This is a genomic window from Kocuria sp. BT304 (assembly GCF_003290245.1).
GTDB lineage: Bacteria > Actinomycetota > Actinomycetes > Actinomycetales > Micrococcaceae > Kocuria > Kocuria rhizophila_A.
This window is the reverse complement of record NZ_CP030039.1, coordinates 2,423,961-2,440,743: the sequence shown is the minus strand read 5'-3', so window position 1 is coordinate 2,440,743 and position 16,783 is coordinate 2,423,961. Positions and strand designations below refer to the sequence as shown.

Annotated in this window: 13 protein-coding genes; 11 read left to right on the top strand and 2 right to left on the bottom strand. The window is 72.6% G+C overall.

What is annotated here, in order from left to right:
• The first annotated feature begins 166 nt into the window (after positions 1-166).
• The 3 genes from DNL27_RS10685 to DNL27_RS10675 are packed head-to-tail and all read left to right on the top strand — an operon-like array spanning position 167 to position 3,527.
• On the top strand, positions 167-901 hold the full coding sequence (locus DNL27_RS10685; protein ID WP_112235526.1) for a glutamine amidotransferase: 735 nt from the start codon (positions 167-169) through the stop codon (positions 899-901).
• Positions 902-952: 51 nt separating this feature from the next.
• Positions 953-2,149 carry a CPBP family intramembrane glutamic endopeptidase gene (locus tag DNL27_RS10680; protein ID WP_012399042.1) on the top strand — a complete coding sequence of 399 codons (1,197 nt, stop codon included), beginning with the start codon at positions 953-955 and terminating at the stop codon, positions 2,147-2,149.
• Positions 2,133-3,527: a M18 family aminopeptidase gene (locus DNL27_RS10675; protein WP_112235525.1), complete on the top strand. Its 1,395-nt coding sequence runs from the start codon at positions 2,133-2,135 to the stop codon at positions 3,525-3,527. The genes DNL27_RS10680 and DNL27_RS10675 overlap by 17 nt, the downstream gene beginning before the upstream one ends.
• 227 nt (positions 3,528-3,754) lie before the next feature.
• Here DNL27_RS10675 and DNL27_RS10670 read toward each other — a convergent pair whose 3' ends face one another.
• On the bottom strand, positions 3,755-5,170 hold the full coding sequence (locus DNL27_RS10670; protein WP_112235524.1) for a glyceraldehyde-3-phosphate dehydrogenase: 1,416 nt from the start codon (positions 5,168-5,170) through the stop codon (positions 3,755-3,757).
• A 395-nt stretch (positions 5,171-5,565) separates the two neighbouring features.
• Between DNL27_RS10670 and DNL27_RS10665 the strand changes: the two genes are divergently transcribed.
• From DNL27_RS10665 to DNL27_RS10630, 8 genes are all read left to right on the top strand, one after another.
• Positions 5,566-6,513 (top strand): carbohydrate kinase, encoded by a 948-nt coding sequence (locus tag DNL27_RS10665; protein ID WP_112235523.1) that lies wholly within the window; start codon positions 5,566-5,568, stop codon positions 6,511-6,513.
• Positions 6,514-6,760: 247 nt separating this feature from the next.
• The gene (locus tag DNL27_RS10660; RefSeq protein ID WP_112235522.1) at positions 6,761-7,282 is read left to right on the top strand and encodes a YbhB/YbcL family Raf kinase inhibitor-like protein; all 522 of its coding nucleotides are present in this window, start codon (positions 6,761-6,763) and stop codon (positions 7,280-7,282) included.
• Positions 7,283-7,287: 5 nt separating this feature from the next.
• A complete protein-coding gene (locus DNL27_RS10655; RefSeq protein ID WP_229577375.1) occupies positions 7,288-8,319 on the top strand; it encodes an HAD family hydrolase in 1,032 nt (343 codons plus the stop codon).
• A gap of 187 nt (positions 8,320-8,506) precedes the next feature.
• On the top strand, positions 8,507-9,403 hold the full coding sequence (locus DNL27_RS10650) for a glycerophosphodiester phosphodiesterase family protein (protein ID WP_112235521.1): 897 nt from the start codon (positions 8,507-8,509) through the stop codon (positions 9,401-9,403).
• 618 nt (positions 9,404-10,021) lie between these two features.
• The gene (locus DNL27_RS10645) at positions 10,022-11,674 is read left to right on the top strand and encodes an ABC transporter substrate-binding protein (RefSeq protein ID WP_239494354.1); all 1,653 of its coding nucleotides are present in this window, start codon (positions 10,022-10,024) and stop codon (positions 11,672-11,674) included.
• Positions 11,675-11,678: 4 nt separating this feature from the next.
• Entirely contained in the window at positions 11,679-12,635 is a 957-nt protein-coding gene (locus tag DNL27_RS10640; RefSeq protein ID WP_012399033.1) for an ABC transporter permease, read from the top strand.
• On the top strand, positions 12,632-13,633 hold the full coding sequence (locus tag DNL27_RS10635; protein WP_197524570.1) for an ABC transporter permease: 1,002 nt from the start codon (positions 12,632-12,634) through the stop codon (positions 13,631-13,633). Before DNL27_RS10640 ends, DNL27_RS10635 begins: the two co-directional genes overlap by 4 nt.
• On the top strand, positions 13,633-15,693 hold the full coding sequence (locus DNL27_RS10630) for an ABC transporter ATP-binding protein (RefSeq protein WP_239494352.1): 2,061 nt from the start codon (positions 13,633-13,635) through the stop codon (positions 15,691-15,693). The genes DNL27_RS10635 and DNL27_RS10630 overlap by 1 nt, the downstream gene beginning before the upstream one ends.
• A 137-nt stretch (positions 15,694-15,830) precedes the next feature.
• On the opposite strand, the gene DNL27_RS10625 is transcribed toward DNL27_RS10630, so the two are convergent.
• Entirely contained in the window at positions 15,831-16,733 is a 903-nt protein-coding gene (locus DNL27_RS10625) for a LysR substrate-binding domain-containing protein (RefSeq protein ID WP_112235519.1), read from the bottom strand.
• Between the last annotated feature and the right edge of the window lie 50 nt (positions 16,734-16,783).

Genomic DNA, 16,783 nt, shown 5'->3' with positions numbered 1-16,783 from the left:
CTCGGGTTTTCGCCATGTGAAAAACAAATTTCACCAGTGCCCAGTGAACTGGATCACACGGGCCCGCGTCAAGCGCGCCCGACGCCCCCACCGGGCCGCCGCGCGGGGCGGTGGCGCCGGGGCGGTGGTGCGCGGAGCGGGGCTGCGCCGTGGCTAGCATGAGGGCATGAAACCCTTCGTGCTGCTGGCCACCCGTGATGACGACGTCCTGGCGGAGGAGGAGTACGAGGCCGTGGCGCGCTTCGGGGGTCTGGAGACCTCCCAGCTGGAACGCATCCGGCTGGAGCAGGGCGAGTTCCCCACCCTGGACCTGGACCGCTACAGCGGGATCATCGTGGGCGGCTCGCCGTTCAACTCCTCGGACCCCGCGGAGGAGAAGTCCCGCGTGCAGCGCCTTGCGGAGACCTGGATCAGCGGACTGCTGGACGAGGTGGTGGCCCGCGACTATCCGTTCCTGGGTGCGTGCTACGGCGTGGGCACCCTGGGCATCCACCAGGGTGCCGTGGTGGACCGCACCCGCCCCGAGGAGGTGGGGCCCATCACGGTGACCCTCACGGAGGAGGGCGTGGCGGACCCGCTGCTGGCGGACATGCCCCGCGAGTTCAGCGCGTACGTGGGCCACAAGGAGGGCACCCGGGTGATGCCGCCCAACGCCGTGCTGCTCGCGGAGGGCACGGTGTGCCAGGTGCAGATGTACCGCATCAAGGAGAACCTCTACGCCACGCAGTTCCACCCGGAGCTGGACGTGGAGGGGCTCGTGAACCGCATCCGCGTGTACAAGAACCTCGGCTACTTCAAGCCGGACGAGCTCGAGACCGTGGTCGACCGTGTCACCAACGGCCCCGCCGTGGAGCACGCCCCCCGGATCCTCAGTGCGTTCGTGGAGCGCTACGCCCGCTGAGCCCCCTCCACAATGGGCCGCTGCGGAGCCCATCACGGATACCGTGGGGGGATGAGCCATCCCAGCGCACCGTGGTCCCTCGTCGACGTCGCCCCGCCCGGGCCGGCCCCGGCCGCTCCGGCGCCCGCACCGGCCACCCGGACGCTGCGCTACCACCGGCTCGCGCTCGCGGACCCCGGCCACCGGTGGTGGATGCCCCTGGTGGAGGGCGTCATCTCCTTCGGGATCTTCTTCCTGCTCAGCATCCTGTTCGGGATCCTGCTGGTCTTCACCGTTCCCCTGACCCTCTCGGGGGACCTGGACTCCCTGAACCAGCTGGACCCCACCACGTTCTTCCTGCTGTTCGGCTCGGTGGCGCTGATGCTGCCGAGTGCGCTGCTGGCACGGCTGTGCCTGGGCCCCCGGCCACTGGGTCTGATCTTCTCGGTCACGGGGCGCATCCGCTGGAGGTGGTTGCTCACGTGCTTCCTGCTGGCCGTGGCTGTCTACGCGGTGGTCAACCTCGCGGGGATGGGCCTGGACCTTGCCACGGGCGCGAGCCCCACCCCGGTGCAGCCCGTCCCGGGGTTCTGGTGGCTCGTGGCCATCACACTGGTGGTGGTGCCCCTGCAGTGCACCGCGGAGGAGGTCGTGTTCCGCGGCTACCTGGCCCAGATGGTGGGCCGCTGGCTCAAGCACCCGGCGTGGGCGATCCTGCTGCCCGTCCCGCTGTTCATCGCCGGGCACGACTACGACATCTGGGGTCAGCTCTCCGTGGGGATCATGGCCGTGTCCATGGGCCTGGTCACCTGGCGCACCGGTGGTCTCGAGGCCGGGATCGCCCTGCACGCCGTGAACAACATGAGCATCTCCCTGTTGGCCGCGGTGGGCCTCGTGGACATGAACGACACCGGCGGCTCACCCGTGGACCTCGTTCCGGAGCTGATCCTCAACGGTGCGTACGTGGCCCTCGTGTTCTGGCTCGTGCGGCGCCGCCCACGCGTGGCCGTGACCCGCACCCTCGTGCTGCCCCCGCCCCCGGCTCCGCTGCGGCTGCCCGCGCTGCGCCCCGCGGCGATCGCGGCGGACCGTTCCGGGATGGCCGCCTACCCGTTCGACCCGGCCACGCACACCTACCTCACGCTGCCCCCGCAGTACGGGCCCTACGAGGTGCGGGACGCGCAGGGCCGGTACGTGGGGGTGCTGGACACGCGCCCGCCCATGCCGTCCGGGCCCACCTACACTGAGCCGCATGACGCACACCACTGAGAAGCCCGGCACCGGGCCCGCAGACATCCCCGCCCACGCCGCGTTCGCCCGGGACCTCGGGGAGTTCGTCACGGCGTCCCCCAGCTCCTACCACGCCGTGGCCACCGCGGCCGCGGCCCTCGACGCCGCCGGGTTCACCGCCCTGGACGAGGCGCAGCCGTGGGAGATCGGCCCCGGCCGCTGGTACACGGTGCGCGACGGCGCCCTGATCGCCTGGGTGAGCCCGTCCGGTGCCGCGCCGGGCACGGGGTACCGGATCCTCGGGGCGCACACGGACTCGCCCGGGTTCAAGCTCAAGCCGCGCCCCACCACGGTGTCCCACCGTTGGTACCAGGCGGGCGTGGAGGTCTACGGCGGGGCGCTGCTGAACTCGTGGCTGGACCGGGACCTGCGCTTCGCGGGCCGCCTGGTGGTGAGCGGCGCGGACGGGGCACCGCGCACCGTGCTCACGAGCACCGGGCCGGTGGCCCGCATCCCGCAGCTGGCCATCCACCTGGACCGCTCCGCCAACGACGGTCTCGCCCTGGACCGGCAGCGCCACACCCAGCCCGTGTGGGGCGTGGGGGACACCCAGGACGCGGACGTCCTCGCGGTGCTCGCGGCCGCGGTCCACGCCCCGACCGCCGGCTCCGTCACCTCGAACGGCGGGGGGACCTCCGAGGGGAACGCCCTCACCGTGGACCCCGCCGACATCCTGGGCTACGACATCACCGTGGCGGACACCCAGGCCCCCGAGCTCATCGGCGCCCAGCAGAACCTGCTGGCCAGCGGCCGCCTGGACAACCTCACCACCGTCCACGCCGGTCTGCGGGCCCTGGTCGAGCACGCCGAGGAGCTCGAGTCCGCACCGCAGGTGAGCGTGCTCGCCGCGTTCGACCACGAGGAGGTGGGCTCCGCCACCCGTTCCGGTGCCGCGGGTCCCTTCCTGGAGGACGTGCTCGTGCGCATCGGCGCCGCCCGCGGGGACTCCACCGACGAGCACCGCAGGGCGCTCGCGGAATCCGTGTGCCTCTCCTCGGACGCCGGGCACCTGGTGCACCCCAACTACCCGGGCCACCACGACCCCGTGAACACCCCCGAGCCCGGCCGCGGCCCGCTGCTCAAGATCAACGCGCAGCAGCGCTACACCACGGACGCCGTGGGTGCCGCCGTGTGGGCGCACGCGTGCGACGTGGCCGGGGTGGACTACCAGGAGTTCGTCTCCAACAACGGTGTGCCGTGCGGCTCCACCATCGGCCCCATCACCGCCACCCGCCTGGGCATCCGCACCCTGGACGTGGGAGTGGGGCTGCTGTCCATGCACTCGGCGCGCGAGCTCGTGCACACCGGGGACCTGTTCGCGCTGCACCAGGCCATCGGGGGCTTCTGGCGCGGCTGAGCCCCGCGCCGTCCGCCCCGCCGTGCGTGCGCCACCCGTTGCGTCCCGTCGCAGCCACGGGGCTCGGCCACGCCGCCGCGCGCACGTGGCTCCCACTTGCGACGCCGCGCGCGGCCTGAGGCGCCCATGCACCCCCCCCACGCACGACGCCGCCCGGTGGCCTTCGCGCAGAAGGCCACCGGGCGGCGTCGTCAGCAGGGGCGGGTGCCCCGGGATGCAGGAGCGGGTTACGGCAGCTGCAGCATGGAGATGCCCGCCATGCGGGCCATCACGCGCACCACCTGGCACGAGTAGCCGAACTCGTTGTCGTACCAGACGTAGAGCACCAGCGAGTTGTTGTTCACGATGGTGGCGAGCCCGTCCACCACGCCCGCGCGGCGCGAGCCCACGAGGTCCGTGGAGACCACGTCCGGGGAGTCCACGTAGTCGATCTGCTTGCGCATGGCCGAGTTGAGGGAGATGTCCTTGAGGAACGTGTTCACCTGCTCGGCGGACTCCGGGGCGTTCTCCAGCTGGAGGTTGAGGATGGCCATGGAGACGTCCGGGGTGGGCACGCGGATGGCGTTGCCGGTGAGCTTGCCCTTCATCACGGGCAGCGCCTTGGCCACGGCCTTGGCGGCGCCGGTCTCGGTGATCACCATGTTCAGCGCGGCGGAGCGGCCGCGGCGGTCACCCTTGTGCCAGTTGTCGATCAGGTTCTGGTCGTTGGTGTAGGAGTGCACGGTCTCCACGTGGCCCTGCACGATCCCGTACTCGTCGTTGAGGACCTTGATCACCGGGGTGATGGCGTTGGTGGTGCAGGACGCCGCGGAGATGATGGTGTCCTCAGGGTCGATGTCCTGGTCGTTCACGCCGCACACGATGTTCTTCATGTCGCCCTTGCCGGGGGCGGTGAGCAGCACCTTGCCCACACCCTTCGAGCGCAGGTGCTGGGAGAGGCCCTCCTCGTCACGCCACACGCCGGTGTTGTCCACCACCAGGGCGTCGTGGATGCCGTAGGAGGTGTAGTCGATCTCCTCGGGAGAGTCGGCGTAGATGAACTGGATCGGCACGCCGTTGGCGGTGATCACGTTGTTCTCTTCGTCCACGGTGATGGTGCCGTCGAACGAGCCGTGCACGGAGTCGCGGCGCAGCAGGGACGCGCGCTTGACGAGGTCGTTGCCGGGCTTCTTGCGCACCACCACGGCGCGCAGGTTCAGGCCGGTGCCGTCGTTGCGGTTGAGCAGGATGCGGGCCAGCAGGCGCCCGATGCGCCCGAAGCCGTAGAGCACCACGTCCCGGGTCTCGGCGTCGTTGCTGCCGTGCTGGTCCACGGCCGGGGCGAGCGCCTCGCGCAGGTAGCCGTCCAGGTCCGTGGCGCCGGACTCGGTGAAGCCCTGGTAGAGCTTCGCCACGTCCACGTTGCACACGCCCAGGTTCAGCGCACCCAGTGCCGTGACGATCTCCACGGTCTTCTCCAGGGGCATCTCCTCGCCCATGATGCGGCGCGCGAAGCGGTGGACCTTGATGATGTCCGTGACGGACTTGTGCACGAGCGAGCGGCCGAAGACGGTGGTGACCACCTTGTTGTTGCGGTGCAGCTGCCCCACCAGGGGGACCAGCTGCTCGGCGAGGGCTTCTCGTTCTGACCACGTGGCGCTCATGAGCAACCTTCTTCCTCGGCCCGGACGTCGTCGTGGAGGCCGTGTTGGTGTCGCGCGACGGTGCGCGAACTGGCGTGATGGAGCGCCCCGTGAGCGGCGCTGCTCGTCGCGCCCCAGTTTACGTGCCCGGGCCCGGTGCCCCGTACCGCACCGCAGGATGACGACGCCGCCCGGCGCGGTTCCGCGCACGGCCCAGGGTTCCGCGTGGGGCGGCATCCTCCGCAACGGCCGGGGCGCGCCGACCGCCCGGTCCTCGTGCCCGCACGGTGGGCCCCGCGCGGGACCTCCGGGCCCCGAGCGCGGTGCGCCCGGGACTCCGGCCGCCCGGCGGCGGGGGCGACCGGGCGGCGTCGTCCACACGGGGTGGGCGGCGGGTGCTTTGCTACCGTGGAGCCATGTTGACCGTGATCGGTGAGGCCCTCGTGGACGTGGTGTCCCGCAGTGGCGAGCAACCCCGGGCCCACGTGGGCGGAAGCCCCATGAACGTGGCCGTGGGACTGGCCCGGCTGGGTCACGAGGTGCAGTTCCTGGGCCGATGGGGCCGGGACGAGTACGGCCGTCAGGTGGCCGGGCACCTCGCGGAGAACGGGGTGCGCTCGCCGTTCGAGGCCGACTCCCTGCCCACTTCCGTGGCACAGGCCACCCTGGACGAGAACGGCGCCGCGGACTACGACTTCCAGCTGGACTGGTCCCTGGACGTCTCCCCGGGGCGGATCGACGAGCTGCTCGCGGACACGGACCTGCTGCACGTGGGCTCCATCGGCGCCATGCTGGAACCGGGCGCCTCCGTGGTGCGCCAGGCGCTGGAGCGCGCACACCGTCACGCGCTGATCTCCTACGACCCCAACTGCCGCCCGTCGATCATCCCGGACTCCTCGGACGCCCGTGCCCGCGCGGAGCAGATCGTGGCGCTGGCCCACGTGGTCAAGGCCTCGGACGAGGACCTGCTGTGGCTGCACCCGCAGCGCAGCGTCGAGGACACCGCTCGTGCCTGGCTGGACGCCGGTGCGCGGCTCGTGGTGGTCACCCGGGGAGCCATGGGTCCGTGGGCCCTCAGCCGCGGCACCGGACCCGAGGGCGTGTCCGTCCCCGCGGCGAAGGTGGCCGTGGCGGACACCGTGGGTGCGGGGGACTCCTTCATGGCCGCGCTGCTGTCCTCGCTCGCGGACCGGCAGATCCTGGGCGCCTCCGCGGCGTCGTCGCTGGATCGGCTCGGTGCGGGCGAGGTCACCGACCTGCTGCGCTACGCGGCGGCTGCGGCGGGGGTCACAGTGTCCCGCTCCGGGGCGCAGCTGCCCACCCGCGAGGAGCTGCCCGCGCAGGGCGGGTCAGGAGCGGGCTGAGCCGTGGCCCGGTGCCGGCAGGGCCGGGCCACGGGGCCCGGCCCACTGAGCGCTCGACCCACTGAGCCAGCGGACCCCGCGCCCCCGTCCGCCGGGGAACCGCACACCCGCGGCCCGGGCAGGAACCGGCGTGAGAGGCTGGCGCGGCCACGGCTGCCGTGACCCGCGGGCCCGGGCAGAATGAACCTCACGGCACCGATCCGTGAGCGCCGACCGAGACACCGAGTGAGATGAGAGGAACACCGTCATGTACGACCGTCATCCCTACGCCGACCTCCCCGAGCTGCCCACCTTCACCGTCACCTCCACGGACGTGACCGAGGGTGAGTCCGTGCCCACGCCCCAGCTCTCCGGGATCATGGGCGCCGGGGGAGAGGACGTCTCCCCGCAGCTGTCCTGGTCCGGAGCCCCGGAAGGCACGCAGTCCTACGTGGTCACCATGTTCGACCCGGACGCCCCCACCCCCAGCGGGTTCTGGCACTGGTGCCTGTCCAACATCCCGGCGGACGTCACCGAACTGGCGACCGGGGCGGCATCGAACCCCCCGAAGGGTGCCGTGCAGCACCGCAACGACGGCGGCACGGACGAGTACCTGGGTGCCGCACCGCCCGAGGGTCACGGCCCGCACCGTTACATCATCTGCGTGACCGCCGTGGACGTCCCCGAGCTCGAGGTGGACGAGAACGCGAGCCCCGCCGTGGTGAACTTCAACCTGTTCTCGCACGCCCTGGGGCGCGCGTTCCTCACGCCCACGTACGAAGTGAAGTAGTCGCGGTGGCGGAGCACGTGCAGGATCCGGGGCGGGGGCCCGTCCGGCTGATCGCGAGCGATCTGGACGGGACCGTCCTGGGCCCTGACTTCCGTTTCCGCCCCCGCACCCTGGAGGCCATCACCGCAGCCCGGGACGCCGGGATCCAGGTGGTGTTCGTGACCGGGCGCCCCAAGCGGTGGCTGGACCCCCTGCACGAGCAGCTCGACGACGCGGGCGTGGTGATCTGCTCCAACGGCGCCGTGGTCTTCGATCCCGGCACCCAGCGGGTGCTGAGCGCCAACGGCTTCGACGTGGCCGAGGCGCTGCCCGTGATCGAGGACGTCCGCCGCGCGTTCCCGGACTCCCTGTTCGCCGCCGAGACCCTGGAGGCCGTGCACACGGACCATGGCTGGGCGCGCACGGACCGCATGGAGATCCGGGACGTCACCGAGGCACCCGTGACCGAGACCCTGCGCCCCGGCACCGCGGTGGTCAAGCTGCTCGCCAAGCTCGACGGCGCCGATCCGGACACGTACTTCGAGGCCGTCCGCGACGTGGTCGCGGGCCGGCTCGCGGTGACGCACTCCGTGGCCGCCGCCCCGCTCGTGGAGATGGGCCAGCGCGGACTCACCAAGGCCCGCACCCTCGAACGCTTCGCCGCGGAGCTGGGCATCTCCCGGCACGAGGTCATGGCCTTCGGGGACATGCCCAACGACCTCGAGATGCTCACCTGGGCCGGGCGGGGCTACGCCATGGCGGACGGGCACCCGGGCGTCGTCGCCGCGGTGGAGCGCACCGCCCCGGCGTTCACCGAGGACGGCGTGGCGCAGGTGATCGAGCGGTACCTCGCGGGGGACGAGCACGATGCCGCGGCGCGCACCGATCCCGGTTCGGCCCCGGGTCACGCGGGGCGCACCGGCCCTGTCGCCGCCCCAGGTCACACGGCACGCACCGACCCCGGTGCCGCCCCGGGTCGCGCGGCGCGCATGGACCCTGCCGCTGCCTCGGGTCATGCGGCGTCCGCCGAACGCTCCGTCCCGGGACCACCAGCATGACCGGGACACCGGGCGCACCCGGGAGCGGCGGCGCCCCCGGAGGACGAGGGGTCGCCCGCCCCGGTGCACGACCGCGGCTCCGACCACGTCGCGCACCCTGACACCGCCGAACGCCCCGACAAAGCCGAACGCCCTGACAACGCCGAACATCCCGGGCGCCACGGTGCGCCGTCCCCCGAGGAGGACCATGCCTGACACCCCCCGCCCGCAGCACGCGTCCACGCCACGGTCCGGCAGGAACCCCGCGGGGCTCGCCCACCGCGGGTTCTCCCCGGACGGCCACGAGAACACGATGTCCGCGTTCCGTGCGGCCGCGGAGCTCGGCTTCGTGTGGCTCGAGACGGACGTGCACACCACGAGCGACGGCGTGGTGGTGGCCTTCCACGACCCCTCGCTGGAGCGGGTCACGGGCAGCACGGGGGACGTCAACGACGTCACGTGGGAGCGGCTGCGCGAGCTGCGGGTGGGCGGTGAGCACGGCATCCCCACGCTCACCGAGCTGCTGCGCGAGCTGCCGGAGGCGTGCCTGAACATCGACGTCAAGGACGAGGCCTCGGTGGCGGCGCTGCCCGAGGTGATCGCCCGGGAGGGTGCCCTGGACCGGGTGCGGGTCACCTCGTTCTCCGAGTCACGACGACGCCGCGCGCTCGCCCGGCTGCGCCGCCTCACGGGCCGCCGTGCCCGCACCTCCGCCGGGATGCTGGGCACCGCCGGGTTCCTGGCCGTGTCCGCCGTGGCGCCCGTGACGGACCGGGTGTCCTCGCGGATCGCCCCGGCCCTGTGGTGGGCGCACCGTGTGGCGTGGTCCCGTGTGGTGGCGCCCTTCGACACCCTGCAGCTGCCGGAGCAGCACGTCCTGGAGCTGCCCCTCGGACGCCGTGCGACCGTGCGGATCGTGACGCCCCGCTTCCTGGACCTCGCCCACCGGGTGGGACTGTCCGTGCAGGTGTGGACCGTCAACGACCCCGCGGACATGCACCGGCTGCTGGACGCCGGCGTGGACGGGATCATCACGGACCGGGCGGACCTGCTGCGGGACGTGCTGCACGAACGGGGCCAGTGGCCTCCGCACGAGCAGCGCTGACGCCGTGCTGACGCGGCGCCGGTCCGGCGCGGGGGCGTGACCGGGCCGGCGCCGTCGTGCGGGTCCCGAGGCCGTGGACGCGTGCCGAGCCCACGGCGGTCGCACGGCGGGTCACGTGCCGCGGTGCGGGGCGGCGAACCCTTCGCAGGGGCCACGCGTGCGGCGCCGCGGCCCGACGCGCACCCGCCGGTTCCGCCCGCCTCGCCCCGATGCGCCCCACATCGCGGTAGCGTGGGTGTGACCGGGACCACGGGGAGCGCCGTCTCCGCCGCCCGGTCCCGTGTCCGCTCCGCCGAGCCCAGGGAGGTCGTGTGCACTGCATGCTCCCCGTCCCTGCCCTCGCGCCCGCCATGGCAACCCCTCCGCGCACGTCCTCGGACCGCGCGCACACGGGACCCCGCCGCTGCGGTGCGGTGCGGCCAACGCCGTCGGCCATCTACCGCCGACGCCGCACGGCCCAGCAGCCCGTGTGCGGTCACCACGCGGTGACCGCACTCCCCAGCAAGATCCCGTAGCTGGGTCCACGCCGCTCCGGCGCGGCCCGTGACCACGGGCGCGCGTCCTCCCCGACGCACCCGTCATCCGTCATGCCCGCGACCCGCCAGCCTGCGAGGAACCATGAACCCAGTGCCACCCACGTCCCGTCCACCCCGGCGCGGTGACCGGCCGCTCGCCGCCCCCGCTGCGGGCGGCGTCGTCGAGCGCGCGGTCCGTGCGGGGCTGAGCCGGCGCGGATTCATGGGACTGGGCGCCGCGGCGGCGTCGCTGGCCCTGGCCGGCTGCGGCGGGGGGACCCAGCCCAGGGCGGCACGGGCCCGGGCCACCGGTGAGCCCCAGCGCGGGGGCATCCTGCGGATCGGGATGACCGGCGGCGGCGCGTCCGACAGCCTGGACGCCCACGCCCCCGTGGTCACCGCGGACGGCGGGCGCGTGATGGGGCTCTACGACCGCCTCTACGAGTTCGACCCCGACTACAAGCTGGTGCCGGGGCTCGCCGAGTCCGTCAAGGCCGAGGACGGCGGCCGGGCCTGGGTGTTCCGGCTGCGCGAGGGGGTGCGCTTCCACGACGGGCGGCCCCTGACCACCGAGGACGTGGTGGCCACGTTCCGGCGGATCACGAACCCCAAGGACCCCAAGACGGGTGCCTCCGGGCTCGCGCGGCTCAAACGGACCGTGGCCGTGGACGAGCGCACGGTGCGCTTCGAGCTCAAGGAGCCGGACGCGTCCCTCGTGGACTCGATCGCCCAGAACTCCATGGGGATCGTGCCCGCGGACTACGATCCCGCCAAGCCCGTGGGCACCGGGCCGTTCACCCTGGGCTCCTTCGAGCCCGGGCAGGTGACCGTGCTCAAGCGCAACCCGGACTACTGGACCGAACCGCCCTTCGTGGACGAGATCCACCTGCTGAACTTCAACGACCAGGACGCCCTGGTCAACGCCCTGCTCTCCACCCAGGTGGACGTGGTGGGGCAGCTGCCGCTCGCGCTGGTGGACGTGATCAACACGGACCCCCGCCTGCACACCGTGCTCTCCGAGACCGGCAACTGGCTGCCGTTCACCATGCGCGTGGACGCCGCTCCCTTCGACGACCCGCGCGTGCGCCAGGCCTTCCGGCTGGTGGTGGACCGCGAGCAGATGGTGGAGCAGGTATTCTCCGGCCACGGCACCGTGGGCAACGACATGTACTCGCCGTTCGACCCCGGTACGCCCCGGCTGCAGCAGCGCACGCGGGACATCGCCAAGGCCAAGAAGCTGCTCGCGGACGCCGGTCACCCCAACGGGCTGGAGGTCGAGCTCGTCACCGCGCCCATCCAGTCCGGTGCCGTGGAGGCCGCCCAGGTGTTCGCGGAGCAGGCCTCCGAGGCCGGGATCACCGTGAAGCTGCGCCGCGTGGACAGCACCACGTTCTTCGGGGACGGCTACCTCGAATACCCCTTCTCCCAGGACTTCTGGTACACCCGCAACTTCCTGTCCCAGACCGCGCAGGGCACCGTGCCGGGCGCACCGTTCAACGAGACCCACGAGGCGGACCCCGAGTTCCGGGCCCTGTACAAGAAGGCCCGCGCCACGATGGACGAGAAGAAGCGCAACCAGCTCATGCAGCAGGCGCAGCAGCTGCTCCACGAGAAGGGCGGTTACATCGCCTGGGGGTTCTTCAACCAGGCGGACGCCTACCAGAACTACGTGGGCGGCGGGTTCGCGCACCGCATCGGCATGCCGGTGTGCGGATTCCACATGCGCCACCTGTGGATCGACCAGGAAGGGAAGTGACCGCGTGGCTGCCATGATCCTCAAACGTCTGGGAGTTTCCGTCTTCGTGCTGCTGGCGGTGTCCCTGCTGGTGTTCGTGTTCACCCTCCTGCTCCCGGGGGACCCCGCCCAGGCGATCCTGGGACAGCAGGCCACCCCCGAGCGGTTGGCCGCACTGCGCGAGCAGCTGCAGCTCAACGACCCCTGGTACACCCGCTACCTCACGTGGCTCGGCGGGCTGTTCGTGGGGGACCTCGGGACCTCCGCCGCCACGGGCGGCTCCGTGAACGCACTGCTCGCGAGCAAGGTCTCCGCGTCCATGGTGCTCATGGTCATCTCCGCGGTGATCGCGATCCCCGTGGGCCTGCTGCTCGGCACGTGGTCCGCCATGCGCCGCGGCCGCGCCTCGGACCAGGTGCTCACGGGCTTCTCCCTGGTGCTCGCCGCCCTGCCCGAGTTCGTGATCGGCGTGATCCTCACCACCCTGCTGTCCACCACGGTGTTCAAGCTGCTGCCCTCGGTCACCATGGCCGCCCCCGGCATGAAGGTGTGGGACTACCCCCTGCAGCTGATCCTGCCGTCGCTGACCCTCGTGCTCGTGGTGGTGCCCTACATGATCCGCATGACCCGCACCACCATGATCGACGTCCTGGACTCCGGCTACGTGGAGATGGCCCGGCTCAAGGGGCTGCCCGAGCGCCAGGTGATCTTCAAGCACGCACTGCCGCACGCCGTGGGGCCGGTGGCCCAGGTGGTGGCCATGCAGCTCGCGTGGCTGGCCGGGGGCATCGTGGTGGTGGAGTTCCTCTTCCGCTTCCCGGGCCTCGGGCAGGCGATGGTGGACGCCGTGAACACCCGTGACGTGCAGGTGGTGCAGGCGCTGTCCATGATCATCGCCGCGTTCTACGTCGTGGTGAACCTCATCGCGGACGTGATCGGAATCCTTGCCAACCCCAAACTGCGGACGGAGTCCCGCTCATGAGCGCGCAGAACAGGGCGGACGTGCCGCCCCAGGAAACCGGGGGCACCTCGGCCGCGAGCGACGTCGTGGTGGCCGAGGACGCCCACGCGGCCACCACGGCCGGGCCGCGACCGCAGGACTTCGGGCACTCCGAGTCCCGCGGGGACGCGCGCCCCGTGTCCTTCGCGCGGCGCGTGGTGCAGCAGCCGGCGGCGAAGCTGGGCATCGTGCTCACGGCGCTCGTGCTGCTCGTGGCGGTGCTCGGACCCTTCGTGGTGCCGGCGTGGACCGGCTACGGCTCCAACTCGTTCGCCGGCAAACCGTTCCAGACCGGTGTGTTCGGCACCGACAACCTGGGCCGTGACGTGCTCTCCCGCTTCCTCGCGGGCGGCTGGCGGCTGCTGCTCTACTCGGCGCTGGCCACCGTGGTGGGCGTGGGGATCGGCGCGCTGCTGGGCATGCTGGCCGCGTTCCGCAGGGGCTGGCTGGACGCCGTGATCATGCGCGGCGGGGACGTGCTGCTGGCCATCCCGCAGCTCGTGTTCGCCCTGCTGGCCGTGACCGTGCTGGGACCGCAGGGCTGGGTGCTGGTCATGGTCATCGGCATCACCCACGCCCCGCGCGTGGCCCGGGTGATCCGCTCCTCGACCGCCGGGGTGGTGGCCGAGGACTACGTGCTCGCGTCCCAGATGTACGCCGTGCCGCAGTGGAAGATCCTCACCCGGGACGTGGTGCCCAACATCATGGGCCCCCTCATGGTGGAGGTGGGGCTGCGCCTGACCTACTCGATCGGCGCGGTGGCCTCCCTGTCCTTCCTGGGCCTGGGCATGCAGCCGCCCACCCCGGACTGGGGCCTGATGATCAACGAGAACCGGATCGCCCTGTCCCTGCAGCCGTGGGGCGTGATCCTGCCGGTGCTCGCCATCGCCGTGCTCACCGTGGGGACCAACCTGATTGCCGACGCCGTGGCCGGGGCCTCCGCGGGCCGGGTCCGCTCGACCGCGAAGAAGGGTGCCTGATGAGAAGGTCGGAACACAACGCCCGGAACAGGGTGCGCGCCACCACGGTTCCGCGCGCCACCGTGGACACCGCCATCACCGTGTCCCACCTGGACCTCGGGGTGATCGGCGGCGGGCTGATCCTGGACGACGTCAGCTTCACGCTGCACCCGGGGCGGATCCTCGCCCTCGTGGGGGAGTCCGGATCGGGCAAGACCACCGCGGCGCTCGCGTGCCTGAACCACCTGCGCGCGGGGCTCGAGCTGCGCGGCGGCTCCGTGCGCCTCGAGGAGGGTGCCTCGCGCTTCCACCGCAGCTCGGTGGACCTGCTCACGCTGCCCGAGAAGAAGATGCGCCGGTTGCGCGGCGGCACCCTCGCGTACGTGCCGCAGGACCCGGCGCTGTCCCTGAACGGCTCGTTGCGCGTGGGCGAGCAGATCCACGAGGTGCTGCGCGCCCACGAGTTCGGCCGCAACGCCGCGGAGCGGGACGCCCGCGTGGCCGAGGTGCTCTCCGAGGTGGGCCTGCCCGGTGACCGCGCCTACCAGCGCCGGTTCCCGCACGAGCTCTCCGGCGGGCAGCAGCAGCGCATCGGCATCGCCATGGCGTTCGCGTGCCGCCCCGCGGTGATCATCCTGGACGAGCCCACCACCGGGCTGGACGTGGCCACCCAGAGCCTGGTGCTCAAGACCATCTACCAGCTCACCACCAAGCACGACGTCGCCGGGCTGTACATCACCCACGACCTCGCGGTGGTGGCGCAAGTGGCCAACGACGTGGCCGTCATGCTCCACGGCTCCATCGTGGAGCACGGCCCCGCCGAGCGCGTCCTGCACCACCCCGAGCACCCGTACACGCGGGCGCTGCTCGACGCCGTGCCGGACATGCGCGGCGCCCGGGACATGGGCGGCGGGCCCTCCGTGAGCCCCGAGGTCTCGGTGCGCGCCCCGTGGGACGACGGCAGGGCCGCTCCCGGTCAGGCGGCTGCGCCCGCATCCGTCGCTCCCGCCCCCACGGCGGACGACGACGCCGCGGCGCCCGCGGATGCCGCCGCTCCGGCCGGGGCCCGCCCCGCCCCGGACCGGACGGGTGCACCGGAGGACCCGGACAGCACGGCGGTTTCCCTGCCCGGTGCCGAGCGGTCGTCCGACGACCACAGCGGGTCCGGGGCCTTGCGCGCCGGGGACGGTGCAGGTGGGGAGCACGAACCCACCACCGGCTCGACGTCCGCGGCGACCACCAGTGGCGAGCACCCCGGAACCGGTGCGGTGGTGCGCGAACGGGGCGCGGGCGGCATCGTCGACAGGGGTGGGAAGGACGCACCCGTGGTGAGCGTGCGGAACCTGCGGATGGCGTACGGGCCCGCGGTGATCCTGGACGGCATCGACCTGGACCTGGCCGCCGGGCAGACCACCATGCTGCTCGGGGAGTCCGGGTCCGGGAAGACCACCCTGTCCCGCAGCGTGGCCGGGCTCAACAGCGGGTACACGGGCGAGGTGCTGCTGGACGGGCAGGTGCTCGCCCCGAGCACGCGGCGGCGCAGCAACGAGCAGCGCCGGCGCGTCCAGTACGTGTTCCAGTCCCCGTTCTCCTCGCTGAACCCGCGGCGCAGCATCGGCGACTCGCTGCAGGTGCCGCTGCAGATGACGGGCGGGATGTCCCGCGAGCAGCGGCGCGCGGCCGTGGCGGACGCGCTGGACGCCGTGCGGCTCGGACGCAGCTACATCGACCGTCGCCCCGGGGAGCTCTCCGGCGGTGAGCGGCAGCGCGCCGCGGTGGCGCGGGCGCTCGTGAACGCGCCGTCGCTGCTGGTGTGCGACGAGATCACCTCCGCGCTGGACGTGTCCGTGCAGGCCTCGGTGATCGAGCTGCTGCGCGAGCTGCAGCACGAGCGCGGGCTGGCCATGCTGTTCGTGACCCACAACATCGCGTTGGCCCGGCACATCTCGCACAAGCTGGCCGTGCTGGAAAAGGGCAAGCTGGTGGACTACGGCCCCACGGACGCGGTGCTGCGCAACCCCCGCCACAGCTACACCAGGGCGCTGCTGCGCCACGTGCCCACGCTGGAGAACGCGGGCTGACCCGTCGCCGCCAGCGCGTGGGGAGAGGTTCTGACACGAATTTCTCGCGTTCCGGGGTCAGATCCTCTCCTCACACGCTGCCGCGCCCGCTTCCGCTCCCGCGTTCATGGAAGGCGGAGGGCAGCGCCTCCGCACCGTCACCGGCCGGGCGGGTCCGTGCGCCGCGCCACCGCGATCAGCTCCGCCGCCAGGCCCTGCGTCCGGCGGGGGCCGTGCCACACGGCGCGCAGCTCACGGCGCAGGTCCAGCACCGTGGGGACCTGCACGAGCGTTCCGGCGGCCACGGCGTCGTCCACCGCCAGCCGGCTGAGCACCGCCGGCCCGGAGCCCGCCTGCACACTCACGCGCACGGCGGCGTTGCTGGGCATCTCCAGCAGGGAGCTCACGGGAGCCCCCAGCGCCTCGTCCAGAGCCATGCGCGTGCCGGAACCGGCCTCCCGGGTGATCAGAGTCGTGGCAGCGAGCTCGGCGGTGGTCACCGGGTCCTGCCGCGAGGCCCACGGGTGCCCCGGCGGCACCACGAGCACGAGCTCGTCCCGCGCCACCACCGTGTGGTGCACCCCGGAGGGAGGTGCGGGGGCCTCGATGAATCCCACGTCCGCGGCGCCGCGCAGCACGTCCCGGGCCACCTCGTGGGAGTTGTGCACCGTGACGCGCACCCGTGACTCCGGGTGGGCGGAACGCATCTCCGCAAGCCACCGGGGGAGCAGGTGCTCCGCCACGGTCTGGCTCGCGGACACCCGCAGCGACGACGACCGGGAGGTGTCCTGCGCGAGGAGGGCGGTGCCGTCGACGAGCTTGCGCGAGGCCCCGACCACGTCCCGCGCCCACTCCGTGACCAGCAGCCCCGCCGGCGTGAGCGTGGACCCGCGGGTGGAGCGGTGCAGCAGGGGGACACCCACCGAGCGCTCCAACCGGGCCATGGAGCGGCTCGCGTTGGGCTGGGCGGTGCCCACGGCGCGGGCCGCGGCGGCCAGGCTGCCGTGGTCCGCGACCGCCACGAGCAGTTCGAGCGCCGCCACATCCGGCCACTGAGACATATCCGCAGGATATACCCCGGATACGGGATGGAGGGCTACCGGGGCGAGCA

Excerpts from the sequence above, each read along its gene's own strand:
- DNL27_RS10685 (WP_112235526.1), top strand. The coding sequence starts at position 167 with ATGAAACCCTTCGTGCTGCTGGCCACCCGTGATGACGACGTCCTGGCG.
- DNL27_RS10680 (WP_012399042.1), top strand. The coding sequence starts at position 953 with ATGAGCCATCCCAGCGCACCGTGGTCCCTCGTCGACGTCGCCCCGCCC.
- DNL27_RS10675 (WP_112235525.1), top strand. The coding sequence starts at position 2,133 with ATGACGCACACCACTGAGAAGCCCGGCACCGGGCCCGCAGACATCCCC.
- DNL27_RS10670 (WP_112235524.1), bottom strand. The coding sequence starts at position 5,170 with ATGAGCGCCACGTGGTCAGAACGAGAAGCCCTCGCCGAGCAGCTGGTC.
- DNL27_RS10665 (WP_112235523.1), top strand. The coding sequence starts at position 5,566 with ATGTTGACCGTGATCGGTGAGGCCCTCGTGGACGTGGTGTCCCGCAGT.
- DNL27_RS10660 (WP_112235522.1), top strand. The coding sequence starts at position 6,761 with ATGTACGACCGTCATCCCTACGCCGACCTCCCCGAGCTGCCCACCTTC.
- DNL27_RS10650 (WP_112235521.1), top strand. The coding sequence starts at position 8,507 with ATGCCTGACACCCCCCGCCCGCAGCACGCGTCCACGCCACGGTCCGGC.
- DNL27_RS10645 (WP_239494354.1), top strand. The coding sequence starts at position 10,022 with ATGAACCCAGTGCCACCCACGTCCCGTCCACCCCGGCGCGGTGACCGG.
- DNL27_RS10635 (WP_197524570.1), top strand. The coding sequence starts at position 12,632 with ATGAGCGCGCAGAACAGGGCGGACGTGCCGCCCCAGGAAACCGGGGGC.
- DNL27_RS10630 (WP_239494352.1), top strand. The coding sequence starts at position 13,633 with ATGAGAAGGTCGGAACACAACGCCCGGAACAGGGTGCGCGCCACCACG.
- DNL27_RS10625 (WP_112235519.1), bottom strand. The coding sequence starts at position 16,733 with ATGTCTCAGTGGCCGGATGTGGCGGCGCTCGAACTGCTCGTGGCGGTC.